This is a genomic window from Proteus sp. G3927 (assembly GCF_963894685.1).
Lineage (GTDB): Bacteria > Pseudomonadota > Gammaproteobacteria > Enterobacterales > Enterobacteriaceae > Proteus > Proteus mirabilis.
The window spans coordinates 227,382-248,919 of sequence record NZ_CAWQGX010000018.1 but is presented as its reverse complement, the minus strand read 5'-3'; the positions used below and the strand labels follow the sequence as shown (position 1 = coordinate 248,919).

General features: G+C 40.2%; 16 protein-coding genes. 7 read left to right on the top strand and 9 right to left on the bottom strand.

Annotation, left to right across the window (positions count from 1 at the left end):
• Positions 1 to 58: 58 nt before the first annotated feature.
• The 3 genes from AACV00_RS06895 to argC all read right to left on the bottom strand — a co-directional run bounded on the left by AACV00_RS06895 (position 59) and on the right by argC (position 3,133).
• Positions 59 to 1,270, bottom strand: a complete 1,212-nt coding sequence (locus tag AACV00_RS06895) for an argininosuccinate synthase (RefSeq protein ID WP_004246387.1) — start codon at positions 1,268 to 1,270, stop codon at positions 59 to 61.
• Positions 1,271 to 1,334: 64 nt separating this feature from the next.
• Positions 1,335 to 2,108: an acetylglutamate kinase gene (argB, locus tag AACV00_RS06890; RefSeq protein ID WP_004246388.1), complete on the bottom strand. Its 774-nt coding sequence runs from the start codon at positions 2,106 to 2,108 to the stop codon at positions 1,335 to 1,337.
• Between the two features lie 20 nt (positions 2,109 to 2,128).
• Positions 2,129 to 3,133: an N-acetyl-gamma-glutamyl-phosphate reductase gene (gene argC / locus AACV00_RS06885; RefSeq protein ID WP_104459509.1), complete on the bottom strand. Its 1,005-nt coding sequence runs from the start codon at positions 3,131 to 3,133 to the stop codon at positions 2,129 to 2,131.
• 100 nt (positions 3,134 to 3,233) lie between these two features.
• On the opposite strand from argC, the gene argE reads away from it, so the two are divergent.
• Positions 3,234 to 4,397, top strand: a complete 1,164-nt coding sequence (gene argE / locus AACV00_RS06880) for an acetylornithine deacetylase (protein ID WP_004249893.1) — start codon at positions 3,234 to 3,236, stop codon at positions 4,395 to 4,397.
• A gap of 91 nt (positions 4,398 to 4,488) precedes the next feature.
• Here argE and poxB read toward each other — a convergent pair whose 3' ends face one another.
• On the bottom strand, positions 4,489 to 6,213 hold the full coding sequence (gene poxB / locus AACV00_RS06875) for a ubiquinone-dependent pyruvate dehydrogenase (RefSeq protein ID WP_017827020.1): 1,725 nt from the start codon (positions 6,211 to 6,213) through the stop codon (positions 4,489 to 4,491).
• A gap of 564 nt (positions 6,214 to 6,777) precedes the next feature.
• On the opposite strand from poxB, the gene AACV00_RS06870 reads away from it, so the two are divergent.
• From AACV00_RS06870 to AACV00_RS06860, 3 genes are read left to right on the top strand one after another with little or no spacing between them, the layout of a single operon-like run.
• The gene (locus AACV00_RS06870) at positions 6,778 to 7,599 is read left to right on the top strand and encodes a DUF3100 domain-containing protein (protein ID WP_004246392.1); all 822 of its coding nucleotides are present in this window, start codon (positions 6,778 to 6,780) and stop codon (positions 7,597 to 7,599) included.
• Complete coding sequence (locus AACV00_RS06865) at positions 7,596 to 8,045, top strand: hypothetical protein (protein WP_004246394.1); 450 nt, start codon at positions 7,596 to 7,598, stop codon at positions 8,043 to 8,045. The genes AACV00_RS06870 and AACV00_RS06865 overlap by 4 nt, the downstream gene beginning before the upstream one ends.
• Positions 8,045 to 9,226 (top strand): M20 metallopeptidase family protein, encoded by a 1,182-nt coding sequence (locus AACV00_RS06860; RefSeq protein WP_161680179.1) that lies wholly within the window; start codon positions 8,045 to 8,047, stop codon positions 9,224 to 9,226. Before AACV00_RS06865 ends, AACV00_RS06860 begins: the two co-directional genes overlap by 1 nt.
• Before the next feature lie 75 nt (positions 9,227 to 9,301).
• On the opposite strand, the gene AACV00_RS06855 is transcribed toward AACV00_RS06860, so the two are convergent.
• On the bottom strand, positions 9,302 to 10,315 hold the full coding sequence (locus AACV00_RS06855) for a LysR substrate-binding domain-containing protein (protein ID WP_004246397.1): 1,014 nt from the start codon (positions 10,313 to 10,315) through the stop codon (positions 9,302 to 9,304).
• 769 nt (positions 10,316 to 11,084) lie between these two features.
• On the opposite strand from AACV00_RS06855, the gene proP reads away from it, so the two are divergent.
• The 3 genes from proP to AACV00_RS06840 are packed head-to-tail and all read left to right on the top strand — an operon-like array spanning position 11,085 to position 15,051.
• Positions 11,085 to 12,587, top strand: a complete 1,503-nt coding sequence (proP, locus tag AACV00_RS06850; RefSeq protein ID WP_004246398.1) for a glycine betaine/L-proline transporter ProP — start codon at positions 11,085 to 11,087, stop codon at positions 12,585 to 12,587.
• Between the two features lie 10 nt (positions 12,588 to 12,597).
• Positions 12,598 to 14,028 carry a deoxyribodipyrimidine photo-lyase gene (phrB, locus tag AACV00_RS06845; protein ID WP_017827019.1) on the top strand — a complete coding sequence of 477 codons (1,431 nt, stop codon included), beginning with the start codon at positions 12,598 to 12,600 and terminating at the stop codon, positions 14,026 to 14,028.
• Between the two features lie 39 nt (positions 14,029 to 14,067).
• Positions 14,068 to 15,051 carry a glycosyltransferase gene (locus AACV00_RS06840; protein ID WP_017628677.1) on the top strand — a complete coding sequence of 328 codons (984 nt, stop codon included), beginning with the start codon at positions 14,068 to 14,070 and terminating at the stop codon, positions 15,049 to 15,051.
• Between the two features lie 57 nt (positions 15,052 to 15,108).
• Here the strand turns inward: AACV00_RS06840 and ppc are convergent, their stop codons facing one another.
• The 4 genes from ppc to AACV00_RS06820 all read right to left on the bottom strand — a co-directional run bounded on the left by ppc (position 15,109) and on the right by AACV00_RS06820 (position 21,537).
• Complete coding sequence (ppc, locus tag AACV00_RS06835) at positions 15,109 to 17,745, bottom strand: phosphoenolpyruvate carboxylase (RefSeq protein ID WP_104459511.1); 2,637 nt, start codon at positions 17,743 to 17,745, stop codon at positions 15,109 to 15,111.
• Between the two features lie 472 nt (positions 17,746 to 18,217).
• Positions 18,218 to 18,379, bottom strand: coding sequence for a hypothetical protein (locus AACV00_RS06830; protein WP_004246404.1), 162 nt, complete (start codon positions 18,377 to 18,379; stop codon positions 18,218 to 18,220).
• A gap of 78 nt (positions 18,380 to 18,457) precedes the next feature.
• Positions 18,458 to 18,976, bottom strand: coding sequence for a TIGR00645 family protein (locus AACV00_RS06825; RefSeq protein WP_004246405.1), 519 nt, complete (start codon positions 18,974 to 18,976; stop codon positions 18,458 to 18,460).
• 122 nt (positions 18,977 to 19,098) lie between these two features.
• Positions 19,099 to 21,537, bottom strand: a complete 2,439-nt coding sequence (locus AACV00_RS06820) for a bifunctional aspartate kinase/homoserine dehydrogenase II (protein WP_004249705.1) — start codon at positions 21,535 to 21,537, stop codon at positions 19,099 to 19,101.
• Position 21,538 lies beyond the last annotated feature (1 nt).

Sequence of the window (21,538 nt, the reverse complement as noted above, 5' to 3'; positions counted from 1 at the left end):
GCTTGATAAAAATGTAGAGAGTGATGCCTTTTGTCACATCACTCTTATTGGTCTCACCTTATTTCTTTTTACTTAATGCCCGAATACGTGATGGCAAAGAGTATAGGCGGATAAACCCTTCTGCATGGCTGTGATCATAGACTTCATCTTCACCAAAGGTGGCAAACTCTTCCGAGTAGAGGCTGTTGTCAGATTTTTTCTGAATAGCATTCACATGGCCTTTATAAAGCTCTAACACCACTTCGCCATTTACCTCTGTTGCCAGCGAGTCAGCAGCAGCTTGTAATGAAGCCCGAATTGGCGTAAACCAACGACCGTCATAAACAACATAAGACATCTCTAAACCCAACTGTTGACGCCATTTAAAAGCATCTCTATCCAAAACCAGTTGCTCAACACCACGCAGTGCCGCCATCATAATGGTGCCTCCTGGGGTTTCATAGCAACCGCGAGATTTCATACCGACCAGACGATTTTCCACAATATCAATACGACCAATACCGTGTTTTACACCTAGCGTATTTAATGTAGCTAAACACTCATAAGGGGATTGAGCTTTGCCATTGATAGCAACCACTTCACCTGCTTTTACCGTTACAGAAACCTGTTCAGGTGTATCAGGGGCTTTTTTCGGATCTACCGTCCATGCCCAGCAATCTTCATTAGAGGCATTCCATGGACTTTCTAACACTCCGCCTTCTGTTGAGATATGCCATGCGTTTTCATCACGACTATAAATTTTCTCAAGTGTCGCCGTGGTTGGAATATGACGAACTTTTAGATAATCCAGTAGGGCTTCACGGGAGCGCAAGTCCCACTCTCTCCAAGGTGCAACCACTTTAAGTTGCGGTGCCAGTGCGGTATAAGTACTTTCAAAACGAACTTGGTCATTACCTTTACCTGTTGCGCCATGCGCCAAGGCATCAGCCCCGAGTTTTAACGCCAATTCAACTTGTGCTTTCGCAATCACAGGACGTGCCATTGAAGTGCCTAACAAATAGCTCCCTTCATATAATGCCCCTGTTTTTAATACTGGATACACATAGTCTTTAATAAACTCTTCTCGTAAATCAACCACATAGCATTCACTGGCCCCTGACGCCAATGCTTTTTGCTCTACACCTTCCAGATCTTCACGGCTTTGTCCCACATCAGCAACAAACGCAACCACCTCGCAATTGTCATAATGCTCTTTTAACCAAGGGATGATAGCCGATGTGTCTAGACCACCTGAATATGCCAGTACAATTTTTTTAATACCTTTTGTCATAGTGATAACCTTTATTCTCAATTGTGTTTATTTCGCCAATATACAAAGCGTTATGTGGTTGTGTTTAAGCTAAAATACGTGTCCCGATCGCCATACCATTAAATAAATCAGTCAGTTTTTCCGCGTGACGCCAACTGGCTATTTCAACAGGACGTCTAAGCGTTTTTGCCGCTTCTAACGCAGCATTAACTTTAACAATCATGCCGTCGGTGATAATGCCTTGGTCGATTAATGCTTGCGCTTTTGTGGCAGATATTTCTGTGAGTTTTTGTCCTTTACCATCCAAAATGCCACTTACATCTGAGAGCAACACCAAATCTGCGCCTAAGGTTTCAGCAATCGCTGTTGCCGCTTGGTCAGCATTAACATTCATCAGTTCACCTTGGATGCTCACACCTATAGAACTAATAATCGGGAGATACCCTGCATTCAGTAATAGATTTAATAACTCAGGAGAGCCAGGTTCAGCATTTCCCACATGACCTAGTTCATCACTAATTTTTGTTACTTTGGCTAATTGACCATCGCCCAAACAAAGTCCGACACCATTTAAACCAAAGCGTGTGGCCCATGACAGCAATGTTTTATTGGCACTTCCTGCCAACGCGCCAGTAATAATGTCAATTTGATCGGCGGGGGTAACTCGTAGGCCTTGTTTTTTAACAACGGGCAATTGCAGCTTTTTCATCAGAGAATCAACCAAACAGCCACCACCATGAACAATCACTAATGGACGACTATGACTAGTACGATATTCTTGTAGTGCTGTAAAAAAACGTGTTAACGCTTTTTCGTTATCTAGCAGTACACCGCCTAGTTTGATAATTAATGGTTCCATAAAACGTCCCTACTCATTATTTAGATAAGTGTTTCGGTTGGTGCAAAACCGAACCGAATGTTCATACATTGCACCGCTTGTGCTGCGGCCCCTTTTAATAAGTTATCTTCCGCACCGACAATAATTAAATGCTCACCTTGTTGTGCTAACCCGATATCACAAAAGGCGGTACCGACAACGGCTTTTAATGCAGGTAGACCTTTGTCATACATACGCACCAACGGTTGGTCTTGATACGCTGTTTCAAATGCCTGCCTTACCTCATTTTCTGTGACACCTTGTTTTAACTTACAGGTGATAGTGGCTAAGATCCCCCTAGCAAAATTACCAAGATGAGGAGTAAAAATGACATCAATGCCAAGGTGAGTAGCAATTTCCGGTTGGTGACGATGCGTAAAAACACCGTAAGGTTGTAAACTCACTTCACAAAAGCTGTTTGTTAAAGACGCTTTTCTGCCTGCGCCACTTACACCGCTGGTGGCATTGATAACAGGCCAGTGAGTGCTGTCTAATAATCCCGCTTCAACTAATGGCTTTAACGACAGCTGAGAAACGGTGGGATAACAACCCGGCACAGCAATAAGTTGAGCCTGACTAATCTGATCAGCGTTCCATTCGGCAAGACCATAAACCGCCTGTGATAACCAATCAGTATTCTTATGCTCGAATCCATAGTATTGTTGGTAGAAATGCTTATTTTGTACTCGGTAGGCGCCGGATAAATCGAACACCACACACCCCTGAGCGAGAAAAATAGGGGCAATGTCATGACTGACTTCATGTGCGGTGGCTAAAAAAACGATATCGATATTTTTAGCGGCATTAGCAACATCGACCATAGGCTCAAGTGGCAAATCAACTAAGCCACGATATTGTGGGTAAAGCTCAGAAAAGCACTTCCCTGCATCTATACTTTGAGCGGATACCATCAGTCTGCTCAAATTCACATGGGGATGCTGCTGAAGATAGGCTGCTAATTCAGCACCGGTGTAACCACTTGCTCCTACAATCAGAGTATTTAACATGTCATTCTTACCTTGTACTATGAACACAAACCGATTAATGTATTTTTATTCAAAAAAAGTGCATGAATATTGATACTATTATGAAGAAAGGCTGTCAACAGTGAATATTAAATTACCTACATTTATTGAGCTTTATCGACAATTAATTGCAACACCCTCAATTAGTGCAACAGATGCTAAGACAGACCAAAGTAACGAGGCACTGATTAATCTGTTGGCTAATTGGTTGGAAACACTCGGTTTTTCAATTGAAATACAACCAGTACCTGAAACCAGAGGGAAATTTAACCTACTTGCTACCCTTGGCAGTGGAACCGGCGGGTTATTACTCTGTGGACATACGGATACGGTGCCATTTGATGAAGGGCGTTGGACTCAAGATCCCTTTACCCTAACGGAAAAAGAAGGCAAGTTATATGGTTTAGGTACGGCAGATATGAAAGGCTTTTTTGCCTTTATTATTGATGCATTGCGAGATATAGATACCTCTCAACTCACACATCCTCTGTATATTCTTGCTACAGCAGATGAAGAAACGTCGATGGCTGGTGCACGTTATTTTGCCGCTAATACCGCTATTCGTCCTGATTTTGCTATTATTGGCGAACCCACCTCATTACAACCAATACGTGCTCACAAAGGGCATTTATCTAATGCTATCCGTATTACTGGGCAATCCGGTCACTCTAGTGATCCGGAAAAAGGTGTCAACGCTATTGAGTTAATGCATGAATCTATCACCCATCTCAGTACACTGCGCGATAGATTAAAAACCCGTTATAACAATCCGGCGTTTGTTATTCCCTATCCCACCATGAACTTTGGTTATATTAACGGTGGTGATGCTGCTAATAGAATTTGTGCTTGCTGTGAATTACATATGGATATTCGCCCATTACCGGGATTAACGCTGCAAGATCTTGATGATCTGCTGCACGAAACATTAGCCCCGGTAAAAGCGCGCTGGCCGGGACGTTTAAGTGTCGAAGCATTGCACGAGCCTATTCCCGGCTACGAGTGTCCGACCGATCATAAAATGGTTGCCGTGATTGAAAAACTACTGGGTGAGAAAGCGCAAACTGTTAATTACTGTACCGAAGCACCTTTTATTCAAGCGCTATGCCCTACGCTAGTGCTTGGTCCTGGCTCCATTGAACAAGCCCACCAGCCTGATGAGTTTATTGATATGGCTTTTATTGAGCCAACTCGTGAATTAATGGGGCAATTAATTGAAAACTTTTGTTTAGCAGAGAAAGCGAAATAATAAAAAATCCTATCGACTTATGTTGAAATGCAAGTTGCAGGTAGGCGATTAGCCCCTGCAACTCGCAATATAACGATTATGCGTTTAATGATTAGCGCAACCAGTTGGTTTTCGCTAATTGCACTATTTCATCGCCACGACCATTAATAATCGCTTTCATCATATACAAGCTAAAACCTTTGGCCTGCTCAAATTTAATTTCCGGAGGCATGGAAAGCTCTTGTTTTGCGGTTACCACATCCACAATAACAGGGCCATCATGTTCAAAGGCTGTTTTTAATGCTTCATCAAGATCTTCGCCTTTCTCAACGCGAATACCTTTAATTCCCGACGCATTGGCAATAGCGGCAAAATCAGGATTATGTAAATCGGTGCCATCAGTCAAATAGCCCCCCGCTTTCATTTCCATCGCCACAAAACCTAATACGCTGTTATTAAAAATCACCACTTTCACCGGTAAGTTCATTTGAGCCAATGAGATGAAATCACCCATTAACATGGTAAAACCACCGTCACCGCACATCGCCACAACTTGACGTTTTCTGTCCAGTGCTTGAATACCAATAGCTTGCGCCATCGCATTCGCCATTGAGCCATGGTTAAACGAACCAATTAAACGACGTTTACCATTCATTTTCACGTAACGTGCTGCCCAAACTGTTGGCGTACCAACATCACAGGTAAATACCGCATCATCGTTGGCTAATTCACTTAATCGACGTGCTAAATACTGAGGGTGGATCAACTCACGCTCACTAGGTTGAGCCAATGCATCTAAATCTTTGCGTGCTTTAGCATAATGTTTTAACGAGGCATCAAGATGTGCGGTATCTGTTTTCTCTTTTAATCGCGGTTGTAATGCATTAAGGGTTGCTTTGACATCCCCAACAAAAGCCATATCCACATGGCAATGTGAGCCAATACTACTTGGATTAAGGTCAATTTGAATAATATTAGCTTTGGCAGGATAGAAAGCGCGATAAGGGAATTGAGTACCTAACAGTACTAAAGTATCGGCATTCTCCATTGCGTGATAACCCGATGAAAAACCGATAAGACCCGTCATTCCCACGCTACATGGATTATTCCACTCAAGATACTCTTTACCACGTAGTGCATGCACAACAGGGGCTTTTAAGGTTTGTGCTAGTTTCACCACTTCATCATGTGCTTGAGCACAACCGGCACCACACATTAAGGTGATATTTTTAGCGTTATTCAGTGCCTCAGACAGTTTTTCGATTTCAAAACGATTCGGCATAATCAGTGGTGATTGTAGTGGATACCAATTTTCATGGGCATCTTCTGGAGCGGGTTTTAACGCTACATCACCGGGTAATACTACCACCGCAACACCCTTTTTCAAAATAGCGGTGCGCATAGCGATAGCCAGAATTTGTGGGATCTGATCGGGATTAGAGACTAATTCACAATAGTGACTACATTCACGAAATAACTCTTGAGGATGAGTTTCTTGAAAGTAATTACTACCAATTTCAGCAGAGGGAATATGAGCGGCAATCGCTAACACGGGAACATGATTACGATGACAATCAAAAAGTCCATTAATTAAGTGTAAGTTACCTGGTCCGCAGGAGCCGGCACAAACGGCTAATTCACCATTGATAGCCGCTTCTGCTCCGGCGGCAAAAGCCGCGACTTCTTCATGGCGTGTGCCCATCCATTCAATGGTACCCATTTTGCGCAAGCTATCACTTAATCCATTCAATGAATCGCCCGTCACCCCCCAAATACGTTTCACACCTGCATTATGGAGCACTTTAGCAATATAGGTTGCAACTGTTTGCTTACTCATGTGACGCATTTCCTTTTTATTTTAGTGGGTAATCTCTCTACATGCTGCCCCAGATATAACAACCGACTCTTTTACCACATCATATAGAGAATACCGTGTTATTAAATCAAATATTAAGAATAACATCTCTTGATTGATTGTCACGGTAGATAGGTCAATTAATAAAGGAAATTAACTATAAAAAATAATACTATTGATAAATGCACTTATCGCTTTTATGACTCATTTCGCATTAAATAAGAATCTATCTCATTTATATTGTATTAAAATCATCAAGTGCTAGACAAAATAAACTTATAGGATTATTTTAATAATTAAACTAATTTTTAATTGCTCTTTTTCTACTATCATTTTATTTAACAATATAGCTGACACATTTCAGCCTTACTCTCTGTCTTTCCTCAATAATTTCAGTTAACTCAAATTGTTAATAAATTTATTACTATTATTTTATTTCATGTCCCATGAAAAAGAGGTATGAAGTAAACATGACATTGGTCACGCTACCTTTTGCTTTTTGTCCTCTAGAATAAAGCCTGTTTATTTTTCTACGGAGATTAACGGATGGACAAAAGTAGAAGTCCGATAAAGGTTTTCTTTATTAGTATTCTGGCAGTCCTTTTCTTAATTTTTATTTCACAATATGTGATTGGTAAAAAAGAAATTAAGATTGGCATTGCAGTCATTCCTATTCTACCAATGTTATTTGCAGTTATTATTGGTATGTTTATGTCGGCTGGATTTACCCGCAAAAAAATTAAAGTTTGGGGTAAATTATTTACAGAAAAAGAAGAAGGCTTCTGCGGTAAAATGGTAGGTTTCAGCCTACTTATTTTAGGTACGCAATATGCTGGCATGATCGTCCCAAATATAAAAATGATTTTAAGTGTCGGTATTCCTTTATTTGTTCAAGAGCTAGGAAACTTATTACCAGTATTAATTGCCGTACCATTAGCCATTAAATTTGGTTTTGGTCGCCGTGCAATTGGTGCATGTTCATCTATTAGTCGAGAACCTTCTATCGCCGTTATTCAAGGTAGATTTGGGACTGGCTCACAAGAATATATTGGTGTATTAGCTATTTACTTATGTGGTTCTGTTATCGGGACTTTATGGTTTAGCGTATTAGGTAGTCTTGCACCATTAACAGGCTTACACCCACTTGCTCTAGCAGCAGGCTCCGGCGTAGGTTCAGGTTCAATGTTAAGTGCTGCATCAGGGGCATTAATTAACGGTTTAGACGAAGCTTTAGCACAACAAGTATTAAGTGTTGCGGCTGCATCTAACTTATTATCTTCTGCACTTGGCGCACTCTCATTAACCTATTTAGGTTTACCTCTTTCAGAAAAAATTTATAAAGTTTTCACCAGAGGCAAAACTGCATGAAAAATATAATTATAGATATGAAATTAGTATTCGTTGCTATTTTACTGGCAATGTTTACTCAAACGTTAACATCAGGGATTGCTATTTATGCAATGTGGGATAGCTTTATTGCTATGTCTGTAGTGGTTTTTATTTCACTCGTTGCTAAACAATATTTACCTTCATCTCTACCAACATTTGCTTATGCAACTATTATCGGGATACTTATTTGTTTACCTGAAACACCTGTAAGAGAGTTTTTTATTAGTTCTATTGGTAAAGTCTCTTTCTTATCTTGTTGTGTACCTTTATTAGCATTTGCTGGTTTATCCGTTGGTGGCCAATTAGAAGAACTGAAGAAAATGTCATGGAAAGTGATCCTTATTTTCATGATTGTTTCTACCTGCTGTTTCTTCGGCGCATCAATCGTCGCACAAATTGGATTTACTATCCAGGGAGTTATCTAATGAATAATATTTATAATGTCAGCGAAAAACTCTTTCAATTAAATGACTTTAGTAAAAAAACACGACAAGATCTGCACAAAATTCCTGAGTTATCAGGTGAAGAATATAAAACATCAAAGTATTGCCGTGAATTGATGGAAAGCTTTGGCTATCAAATTAAAACCTTTGATGGCTATACTGGATTTACTGCCGATTTAATTGTTAATGCTGATTTTCCACTAATTGCCATCCGTGCAGATATGGATGGATTAGAAATGCCAGACTTAACGAACAACGAACACAGCTCTATCCATCAAGGTTGTGCACATAATTGTGGTCACGATACTCATATGACCATTGCATTAACGGCCGCTAAATACCTTGCTGAAAATCAAGCAGAAATGAGCACTAATGTGCGTTTTATTTTCCAAATGGCAGAAGAGGATATGCGTGTTCCTGGTGCTGACAAAATGGTTGAGTTAGGTTGCATGGAAGGCGTTGATGAAACTTACGCACTACATAATGATGCAGCTATCGAAACCGGTTGTGTACGTTTTAATGATGGTGTCATGTCATCTTACGGCTCAGCATGGACATTAGATGTTTATGGTGTTTCTGCGCACGGATCTACACCGCATAAAGGTTTAGATGCTATTCGTGAAGCAACTCGCTTAATTGATTATATGGATTATGTAGTTGCCAAAAAAACTGATCCCTTTAGCCCTGCGGTATTTGGTTGCGGCATGATCAATGGCGGTACTATTCCTAATGCGTTAGCAGATCACGTTCAAGCCCGTGGTACTATCCGCTCTATGGATGAAAATACCGACAAAGTATTAAAAGAAAGCTTTAATGAAATCGTAGCGCGCAGTACAGCGGGTGGATTTAAAACAACATTAACAGCAACAGGCTACCCTGCTGTTATTAACCATCCTACGGCTTATCAGCGTTTACTAGAAGCCACTCGCCAATTTTTACCAGAAGAGAATATCGAATCTAACGGTAAACCAATGACGGGTAGTGAAGACTTTAGCTATATGGTGAATGCCACTAAAGGTAAAGTTGGCGCAATGTTCTTTTTAGGCAGTGGTAATCAAGCTAAAGGTATCAATAACTACCTTCATGCTAATCCTTATTTTGTTGATGATGATTGCTTATTAGTGGGTGCACAGATTTTTGTTAATCTGCTAACTCGCAAATAATTACTTATTCTGCCCTAAGCCCGTTTTTTGCCCCCGCAAAAACGGGCTTTTTAGTCCCTCATCTTAACTGAAGATTTATTCTATTATTTTCTCTTTGCTATTTACCGAAATCAGATCAGGTAACCCCTGATACACTTCTTTGCTATGCCACTGGGTTTCCCACTGCTCTGGCATCTGAATAATATTTCTATCAATATGCGGAGCATAGAGTGAAATAAACTCATGCATATAATCTTTCATATGCGTATGTTTACTTAGGCATATATGTGTATAACTGGGCTGTACTAAGTGATCGATATTGATGCACTTTAATGCTTGGCTATCTTCTATTTCATCATAAGCAACCGTGGCAATCACACCAATCCCAAGGTGGCGCTTGACATAATATTTAATAATTTCGGTATCTGTCGCCGTCAATGCCACTTGAGGTTTAAGATGGTTTTTATAAAACACTTTATCGAGTTTAGAGCCTCGAGTGAAACCAAACACATAGGTAATAAGGGGATATTGGCCAAGTTGTTCAATGGTAACCTGTTGATCATCAGGTAATGATGCAAGAGGGTGATCATAAGGTACTAATAAACTGCGAGTCCAGCGATAGCAAGGCAAAGTAATTAAATCTTCATATAAATGCATCGATTCTGTGGCAATGGCAAAATCGACATCGCCATTTTTTACCATTTCTGCTAACTGAGCAGGAGCACCTTGGTGAAAATGGAGTGAAATATTAGGGTAATAGCGGCGAAAATGATCAATGACGTTGGGTAAGGAGTAACGTATTTGCGTATGTGTTGTGGCAATGTGCAAATCTACTTTTTTATTACGATCTTCTTCTGCCACAATACTTTTAATTTTATCAACCTGCCCAAGAATATCGCTAGCTATTTTATGGACCTCTTTCCCCATAGGACTAAGTGCTAATAAATTATTATTTTTACGGACGAATAAAGAAACACTGAGTTCGTCTTCTAATATCTTAAGTTGCTTACTAATCGTTGGTTGTGAAGTATAGAGTTTCTCTGCCGCATTCGTAATGTTAAAGTCATTTCGCACTACTTCAACAAAGCTTTTCAGTTGATTAATATTCATGAGGAGTACCTGGGTTAATTGGCACAAGCATGCCGTTAATTATTGATTTTATAAAAATAATTATTGTTAATATTTATACTACAATGTCATTACTCAAATTATCTGCTCTTATGCCTAGTGGATATTATGACATCTCCTCTCTTTTTGCTCTCTTAATAAGAATAGTGATATCTACTTAATTATCCACTGACTTACCTTATCTATTTGCTAGAATAGAAAAGTGACTGCACCAAATCTAGCAATGACTGTTTTTATTTCTGTGTTTTAGCACAACGAATAATAGATGATTTCATCCACATTAAAGCAGATATTAACTATTTATTATGCATAATTTGACTATCAATATATTATTTCTAATCAAAAAATAAAAACCCAACATAACCCATTGTTATATAATAATATTTACTATTAGCTTTTTATCGCCATCTTCATCTAACTTAATTCAAATTTACAACCATTAACATCATGGATTTTACACAAAAGCCATATTCAGCTATGATATAGGTCACATTTTTTACTTAGAGGCTTCGTTTTGTTATATCAAAACAACGACAAAAAATCCCTAATCTTTCATTTAACCTCATCTATACTTAATAAGTGTTCCATAAGCTATTAGTTCACCCTCACTATTTAACTATGTAGAAGTAAACTGTTTTTTAGTGAATTATTACCACTCTCTTTTCTCGCTATAAAATAGTCACTTCATTTCGTTTAATTATTAATTGAATAACAACAATTTACTAATACCTTAATTGAAAGGTCACTTAATATGAAATTGAAGAAAAAAAGAAACAAACCATTAAGAATCAATGATATAACCATTATTGATGATAGCAAACTTAAAAAAGCCATTACTGCGGCAGCGTTAGGTAATGCAATGGAGTGGTTTGATTTTGGTGTATATGGCTTCTTGGCTTATGTATTAGGTCAAGTGTTTTTCCCTGGTGCATCACCTGGCGTACAAATGATCGCAGCACTTGCGACATTCTCAGTCCCATTCCTTGTTAGACCATTAGGTGGGGTTGTATTTGGTATGTTGGGGGATAAGTTTGGACGACAAAAAGTCTTATCTGTCACCATCATAATTATGGCACTAAGTACTTTTGCTATCGGTCTTATTCCTGGGTATGACACCATTGGGATTTGGGCACCCGTCTTACTGTTATTAGCAAAACTAGCCCAAGGCTTCTCAATTGGTGGTGAGTACTCAGGTGCAGCGATTTTCGTTGCCGAATATTCACCAGACCGTAAACGGGGCTTTATGGGAAGCTGGTTAGATTTCGGCTCTATTGCCGGCTTCGTTATGGGGGCGGGTGTTGTAGTCCTTATCTCAACTATTATGGGTGAAGCTGCATTCCATGAGTGGGGATGGCGTATTCCATTCTTCTTGGCATTACCTTTAGGTCTGATTGGCTTATATTTACGTCATGCCTTAGAAGAAACCCCGGCATTCCAACAACATGTTGATGAAATGAACAGCGATGATCGTAAATCTATCGAAAATCCGCCACGTGTTTCATTACGAGAAATCGCTTCCAAGTATTGGAAAAGTTTAACGGTATGTGTGGGCTTAGTGATTGCGACTAACGTCACTTACTACATGCTGCTAACCTATATGCCAAGTTATTTATCCCATAACTTAAATTATTCCGCCGATCATGGGGTCTTGATCATCATCGCGATTATGATAGGGATGCTATTTGTTCAGCCTGTGATTGGATTACTGAGTGATAAAATTGGTCGTAAACCTTTTGTTATCGGGGGTAGCGTTGGACTGTTTATATTGGCATATCCGGCATTTATGATGATTAACAGTGATGAAATCGGCTTAATTTTCTTAGGATTATTAATTCTTGCGGTTTTATTAAACTGTTTTACTGGGGTGATGGCCTCTATTTTACCGGCTATTTTCCCAACCCATATTCGTTATAGTGCCTTAGCTATTGCATTTAATATCTCGGTATTAATTGCTGGTGCCACACCAACTGCAGCGGCTTGGTTAGTTGAAGCGACTGGCAATTTATATATGCCCGCCTATTATCTAATGGTAGTTGCTGTTGTCGGTTTGATAACGGGTATAAAAATGATTGAAACAGCCAACAAACCATTACGCGGAGCAACACCGGCAGCATCAGATAAATCAGAAGCAAAAGAGATTTTATCTGAGCACTATGACAATATCGAACAACGTGTTGAAGATATCGAAGCGGAAATTGAAGCATTACAGAAAAAACGCCAAGCGCTTATCGATCAACATCCAAAATTAGATTAAGAGAGGTTACATGCACTCAGCGCCTGTTCATTTAGTTTGGTTCCGTCATGATCTAAGAGTGACCGATAATAAAGCGCTCTTTTATGCTTGCCAAAATACACAGGCGCAGGTGCATGCCATTTTTACCGTCACGCCTGCACAGTGGAAAGCCCATCATATGGCTTTATCACAGCAGGCGTTTATTCATGATGCATTGCTTAATCTTTCCCATGCGCTAGCTAAATTAAATATTCCACTGACACTTATCATCAGTGATACATATGCTGATGCGGCACAAAGTATTGTGGATTATTGTCAGCAACATCAGGTCACTGCGCTATTTTTTAATCATCAATATGCGCTTAATGAGCAAAACCGTGATAAAAAAGTAATGGAATTACTCGCCCATAACACCACGGTTTATTGTTACCACGATAACGTTTTTGTGCCACCGGGGAATGTCGTGACCCAACAAGGAGAGATGTACAAAGTCTTTACTCCTTTTAGAACCGCATTTTTACGGCTATTTCTGTCGCAAGATAATGCTTCATTACCAGCCCCCGAAATAAGAGCACACCAAAAAGCCGTTTCACCGTTAAGTGCACCACTTTTTGCACTACCAATATCATCAACCAAGATGTTCCCAGCAAGCGAACAAGCAGCGTTACAGCGTTTAAAACAGTTCTGCTATGAAAGGGTGATACATTATGCAAAATGGCGAGATATTCCTGCTATTGATGGAACCAGTCAATTATCCCCTTATCTTGCCATAGGCCTAGTGTCTGTGCGCCAATGTTTTAATCGCCTTTACCAAACAGAGCCTGATTTCTTAGAAAATAACCATTCCAGTGCATTTGTTTGGTTTAATGAGTTAGTTTGGCGCGAGTTTTATCAACATCTAATAGTTGCTAACCCGAGTTTATCCAAACAGATAGCTTTTCAACCATGGACAGAAAATATTCGCTGGCGTAATGACCAAACTGAATTTACCGCTTGGACACAGGGCTTAACAGGCTTTCCTATTATTGATGCCGCGATGCGACAACTGAATCAAACCGGCTGGATGCACAATCGCTTACGTATGCTGACGGCAAGTTTTTTAGTCAAAGATCTATTAATTGATTGGCGCTGGGGGGAAAATTATTTTATGTCACAATTAATTGATGGTGATTTCGCGTCAAATAATGGTGGCTGGCAATGGGCAGCATCAACAGGCACTGATGCTGTGCCTTATTTTCGTATTTTTAATCCGACCACCCAAGGACGTAAGTTTGATCCTGATGGTGAGTTTATCCGCCACTGGCTACCAGAGCTTGCTGATGTCCCAGATCGCGATATCCATACTCCTTCTGAATGGGCAATCAAAACAGGTCACTACCTCGATTATCCACAGCCAATTGTTGATCACGCCAAAGCACGAGTAACTGCAATTGCGTCTTATGAAGAGGCCAAAAAAAGGTAAAATAGCGCGATATTATCTCTCAATCCTTGGCGGGCTATTGTGAAAACACCGATTATTTCTGTTATCGTTCCTATGTTTAATGAGGCATCTCGCATTACGCGATTATTAGAGAGCCTACTTTGCCAAACCTTTCACGACTTTGAAGTGATCATTATAAATGATGGCTCAACGGATAATAGTGTTGACATCGCTATGCTCTATTGCCAACAAGATAATCGTTTTCACCTTTATCACCAAACTAACCAAGGGTTATCTAGCGCGAGAAATACTGGCTTAAAATATGCTCAAGGTGATTGGATAGTCTTTTTTGATAGCGATGATTTTATTAAACCTCAATTACTGGCACATTGGCATCAATTAGCCAGCGAACAACATATCGATGTATTAATTGGCAATGGTGAACGCTATGATGTACATAATCCACAAAAGCATCAAACTACCATCCACCAACGTCAACCTTATCAACAAGTGATCAGCGGCCAAGAGTGGGTGATCCATGCCGTTACGCAACATCAATGGCCACATTTTGTTTGGTTACAATTTATTCGCCACGAAATAATCAAAAAACATCACCTACGCTTTATTGATGGCCTTTATCATGAAGATATTTTGTGGACGACACAACTTGCACTAGTCACTCAACGTATCGGCTTTGATGATCAACCTCTTTATTACTATTGCGCTAACCCTAACTCTATTACGCGTAAACCTAATCCACAAAAAGAAGCCAAACGCGCACAAAGTTATTTGCAAATTGTTATACAACTCTTGCAGCTTGCAGATAAACAACATCAACCACTATTAGCCAACGCGTTGCGCCAACAAGCACTACGTGAACTTGGCAGTTTCTTTATTCTTTTTCGTAAACGCTGTGATACAAAAAACCAAACCATCATTGCACAGCAATTTAGGACTTATCACCTCTTTCCAGCCCTTAATAAAGGCGCCCAAAATTGGCATCAACGTTGGTTTATTTGCCGTGTTTATTGCGTTCTTTATTGGCATCGTTGGAAAAAAAGATAAAAAAAACAGCGCTAAATTTAGCGCTGTTTTACTAATAAAATAACCCTATTGCGACCACTAACCGGTATTACGCATACCCGCTGCAATACCTGCGATAGTCACCATCAACGCTTGTTCAATACGTGGATCAGACTCGCTATGAGTACGAGAGCGTTGCAATAGCTCTGCCTGTAAGACGTTAAGTGGATCAGTATAAACATTACGCAATGCGATAGATTCAGCAACCCACGGTAAGTCCGCCATTAAATGCTCATCTTTGGAAATCGCTAATACACTCTTAATATCATCAGAGAGTTGTTGACGTAATTTCGCCCCTAATGGCCATAAATTTTCTTCGACTAAACGCTGATCGTAATACTCCGCAAGCCATAGATCCGCTTTTGCATACACCATCTCTAGCATAGCAATACGAGTATTAAAGAAAGGCCAATTCTCACACATATCATCCAATACGGCTTGTTTTCCGTTATCTATCTCATGCTGTAAAGCAGCACCGGCTCCTAACCATGCGGGTAACATTAAACGGTTCTGAGTCCAAGCGAAGATCCACGGAATAGCACGCAATGTTTCAACGCCTCCAGTTGGACGACGTTTAGCAGGTCGAGAGCCTAATGGTAATTTACCTAATTCACCTTCTGGCGTCGCTGCACGGAAATAAGGCACAAAATCTTTTTCGCCTCTGACATAGCCACGATACATCTCGCAAGATACATCAGATAAAGCATCCATAACCTCAATCCAAGCTGTTTTTGGCTCTGGAGGAGGCAATAAATTAGCTTCTAAAATCGCACCAGCATAGTGAGCCAAACTACTGATAGTCACTTGCGGTAAGCCAAATTTAAAGCGGATCATCTCCCCTTGCTCTGTCACCCGCAACCCACCTTTTAAACTACCCGGTGGTTGTGATAATAATGCAGCATGTGCCGGTGCACCTCCACGGCCGATAGTGCCTCCACGGCCATGAAATAGCGTTAATGTCACGCCAGATTTCTCACATAACTTAATTAATGCATCCTGTGCTCGATATTGCGCCCACGATGCCGCCATCACACCCGCATCTTTCGCTGAGTCAGAATAACCAATCATTACCATCTGTTTGTTATCAATTAAATCGCGATACCACGGAATATTAAACAGACGGGTCATCACACTTTCTGCGTTATTTAAGTCTTCTAACGTTTCAAATAATGGTGCTACAGGTAAACGAATATCTGCCCCTGCTTCTTTTAGTAATAGTTTAACGGCTAATACATCCGAAGGGACTTTCGCCATGGAAATCACATAAGAAGCAATAGAATCTTTTGGTGACTCAGCAATCACCCGACAGGTTTCAAATACCTCTTTAGTTGCTTCACTCGGTTGCCAATGAGTAGGGATCAATGGACGTTTAGAGTTAAGTTCTGTCAGTAAAAACGTCTGTTTTTGCTCTTCAGACCAACTAGCATAATCACCAAGCTCTAAATATTGCGTTAATTCAGACAGCGCTTCGGTATGATTAGTGCTTTCTTGGCGAATATCGAGTCGCACCAGTTGTAATCCAAAACAACGGATACGGCGCAAAGTATCTAATAACTGTCCATTGGCAATAATGCGCATACCACACTGATGCAGTGATTGGTAACAAGCATATAAAGGTTCCCAAAGTGCTGAATTATCAATCAGTAAGCCTTCAGGAGGTAATGATTGCTGACCTTTGATACGTTGTTCTAAATAATCACGAGTCACTTGTAAGCGAGTGCGCAATTGTTTGGCTATTTCACGATAAGGCTCGGCAACATCGGCACCGCCCGCTAATTCACGTAATTCTGGGGTGCTTTCTGTCATAGACAGCTCAGAAACGAGCACCTGAATATCATTTAAAAATAGATCAGCGGCTTTCCAGCGACTAAGTAATAATGCATGACGGGTAATTTCAGCGGTAACATTTGGGTTACCATCACGATCTCCCCCCATCCATGAAGTAAAGCGAATAGGAGAAGCTTCTACCGGTAAATTGTAGTCAATAGACTCTTCTAACTGTTCATTAAATTCACGTAAGAAAGCAGGCACTCCTTCCCATAAGCTATTTTCGACCACCGCAAAGCCCCATTTCGCTTCATCAATAGGGGTTGGGCGAATTTTTCTGATCTCATCGGTATGCCACGATTGCGCAACCAATTGGCGTAAACGGCGCATAATATTGGTACGTTCATAATCGGCAAGATCATCATGATCAAGCTGAGATAAGCAAGTATTGACTTCCACTAGCTTATGAATAAGCGTACGGCGAGCAATTTCCGTTGGATGAGCCGTTAAGACTAATTCAATCGAAATTTGTTCAACGGCTTGTTTGAGTTGCTGATTAGTAAAGTTTTTATCTTTCAGCCGTTCAATTAATTTAGCCAATGCCACAGGATTACTTGCCGCTTCACCATGAGGAGAAATGCTATGGTATTGCTCTGCCACATTAGTCAGGTTTAAGAATTGGTTGAATGCTCTAGCAACAGGTAATAACTCATCATTAGAGAGATTTTGTAAGGTTAATAGTAGCTTTTGTCGCTGAACTTCATTACCTGCTCGTGATGACTTAGATAACTTTCGGATAGATTCCACTTTATCTAAAATTTCTTCACCGAGTGCCTCTTTTATCGTGTCGCCGAGTAGTTTGCCAAGCATGCTGACATTACTACGCATAGCAGAATATTGTTGATTCATAAGACTCCTGACCTTGGCTTTGTGTCGGTAACAACATACTTTTTACTAAGAAAAAGTCATGTCCTTCCAGTTGTGTAATTAATTTTCATTTTTTATGTGACTTTATTGTGATTTTTGTGATAAGCCACACTGCTTTTTACTTATAGCCTACTATTCATATCAGAAAATAAGCGTTTTGGGGGAATTTTCTGAAATTTAATTACGGCTTTAGTGTTATAAGAATGGCTAATATCGACGTTGTTTTTGCTCAATATTAACCATAATAAGGACATTTTTTTGTTTCTTATCGTCTAAGAAGCGTTTTTTACTAGAAAGGGTGAAATAAGTAAAAATTTATCTGGCGAAAAATTTAGATGAATTTTTTTAATATTGATAAATTGTCTGGTATTTTTTCTCCAATTTCACCCTATCGATACCCCTTAAATAGAAAAGGCGCTGACTATGCAGCGCCTTGTGTTAACAAATAGCACATTCATTTTTTCAATGAATCAATCTTTTTTTCTACGTTTTCTTTAAGATCAGATGCACCATGTTTTAAATCGTGGGCAACTTCAGATAATTTTTCTTCTGTCCGATGCTTCACCTCCGTCGCTTTATCTTTTAGCTGATCAACATGTTTTTCAATTTTTGACATTAATCGCTCCTTTGTGACTAGAGATGATTTAAGTATAGCCAAGGTTAAAAATAACGACGTGCTGTAGCTCTCATTTTATCACCCTTGATTGGCTTTATTTGCTCGCTTACTTCGTTTAGAGATCTTCTCTAAATAGCCCATCACAAAAGCGGAAAAAACAAAAGTCAGATGTAGCACCACATACCATAATAACTTGTTATCGGGGATATTTTTTAAGTCCATAAACACCCCTAACAAATGAATAGAAGAGATAGCAACAATAGAAGCAGCAACTTTATTTTTCAGCGATTCTGCATCCATGTTACCTAACCAAGAGAGTTTATCCTTCGCTCCTTCGATTTCCATATTGGTAATAAAATTCTCATAACCTGAGAAAATAACCATTATCAATAACCCCCCCACTAATGCCAAATCAATTAGCGATAATAAACGTAAAACTAAATCAGCTTCAGATAAGGCAAATATATTGGGTAAGATCTCGTACATTGACTGAAAAAACTTAATCGTTAATGCCAACAATCCAAGAGATAAGCCAATATAGACAGGTGCAAATAACCAACGAGAGCGATACATCCATTTTTCAACAATTCTATTCATATTTCCTCTCTATCTACACAATTAATCATCATCTTTTTCAGTATAGAAGAGAAAAAAATACACAGAAAACTATCAGCAATAAAAAAATCACTGATAGTTTTGATTAAAAAGAAAATAGTCTTTTACAATAGTTGAGAAAGGCGATTGAGATCAGACTGAATAGCCCCCGCAGTCACATCACGTCCAGCACCAGGACCTCTAATGACTAATGGGTTGTCACGATACCAACGGCTTTCAATAGCAAATAGGTTATCCCCCGGTAATAGTGATGCCAGAGGATGATCTTTTCTCACCGCTTCAACCCCAACCTTCGCTTTGCCGTTAGCATCAAACCGCGCAATATAACGCAGTACCATATCCATCTCATTGGCAGCCGCTAAACGTTGTGCCATTTGTTCATTAATCACACTGCTATTTTCAAAGAAGGCTTCTAATGATCCACTTTGCGCTTGAGCAGGAACCAGCGATTCAACACGGACTTGCTCAGGTTCAATATCATAGCCAGCTTCACGGGCTAAAATAATCAATTTGCGCATCACATCTTGTCCTGATAAGTCGATACGCGGATCAGGCTCGGTTAGGCCTTGTTGCCATGCTTGTTCTACCAAATCACTAAAAGGTACGCTGCCATCAAATTGTAAAAATAGCCATGACAATGTGCCGGAGAAAATACCACTGATAGATAAAATCGTATCACCGCTTTCACGTAGATCACGTACCGTATGATTAATAGGTAATCCCGCACCAACTGTCGCATTATATAACCAGTGGCGTCCTGTTTTAGAGAAGGCATCACGAGTTGCGCGATAGCGTAAACTTGATGCTGAGCCAGCGATTTTATTCGCACTAATCACATGAAAACCATAGCTGGCAAAATCTTCATAACAGGCGGCAAGCTCTTCATTAGCGGTAATATCGACCACCACTAAATCATCAAAAGGATGCGATCTCATCCATAAATGAAGCGACTCTTCACTATGCACTGTTGCTTCATCATCAAAAAAGGCCAGTGCGCGACTAGGATCAATACCTTGGTGATCTAGTAGGCTGCGACGGCTATCTACCACCCCCGCCAGAATAAATTCAAAATCACTACGCGCAGATAATGGCTCTTGTTCACGAGCAAACAGCTCTAACCAACGTGAGCCAATATTCCCTTTACCAAACAGCACTAAACCAATCTGTTTTTCTGCCCTGAATAATGTTTGATGTAAACCTTGCAATAATGAAGCCGTATAGTTACGTAATACCGCAACTAAACTGATGTTATCTTCCGCGTGCCAAATAAACTCTACCGGTTGATCTTTAAGTTGTTGGTAGAAACGGTGGCAATGGAGTGGATTTTTACATACCCCCGCGCCAACTAAAGCAACGAGAGAAAAGCCCTCTCGCAGATGTAATTTACCCGGTAAGGCCGCATCTTGCAGAACATCTAACGCACTATTAGCGACTTCACTGGTGTAACACAACTGTAGCAACTGACTATCTCTATCAATACCTGTTGCCAGTGGACGAATTTGTACCCGCTGAAGTAATGCATCCACTTCTTTAGCGATTTGTTCAAAATTTTGATGTGCGGCTAATTGAAGCTCGATTAAACAAACATCATCATGGCTAGTGACAATTTTTGCCCCTGTGCCTGATGCTAATACCCGCTCAATTCGAGTTGAACCCTGCTCTGGTTGGTAACTGCAACGTAATTGTAAATCGATATTGCTCCCTGAGACGGGTTGTAGTGTGCGTGTATGTAAAACGGGTGCCGCTAATCTTGCCAGCTCGCTCGCCTCATCTAAACGTAATAACGGTAGCAAACAAGCATCTTTCACTTTTCGGGGATCGGCACTATAAACCCCTGCAACATCGCTCCAAATGGTCACTTTACCCACATCCGCTAAAGCACCTACTTGGGTCGCTGAGTAGTCACTACCATTACGGCCTAATAGCACCGTCTCACCCTGTTGATTACGACTAATAAAACCCGTTACCACAAAGCGACATTGAGGATATTTAGCCAGCAGTGATTGTAACAAAGGACGCGATAAGGCTTCATTAACTTGAGGCTGTGCGGCGCGCTCTGCACATAAAAATTCTCGCGCATCTAACCACACACTAGGTAAGCCCTGCTCCGTTAATAAGCTTGCCATTAATCTCGCTGACCAAATTTCACCATGACCAACGACTTCAGCATAAGTTGCATCCGTTATCGGCTTATCAAGTAAGTAACTTAGTCTTTCTAAATCAGCAATAAAGGCCTGTGAAAGAGCTTGTGCATGCTCTTTTGATAATAGTCCTTCAATTAAGGATAGCTGATAACGACGTAATTCTTGCTGAGCTTGATGGGCAGAAATACGATCACTTTGACTCAGTTTTAACCAGTTAATCAGCTGATTTGTTGTCGAGCCTGCTGCAGAAACCACCATTAAATCATTAGGTTGGCTATAATTTGTCATGATATTCACGACTCGCTGATAACATTTTATGTCTGCAAGACTGCTACCACCGAATTTATGTAACTGACGGCAAGTTGGTTGCGCCTGTTGTTTAATCGCCACTACGCTCATG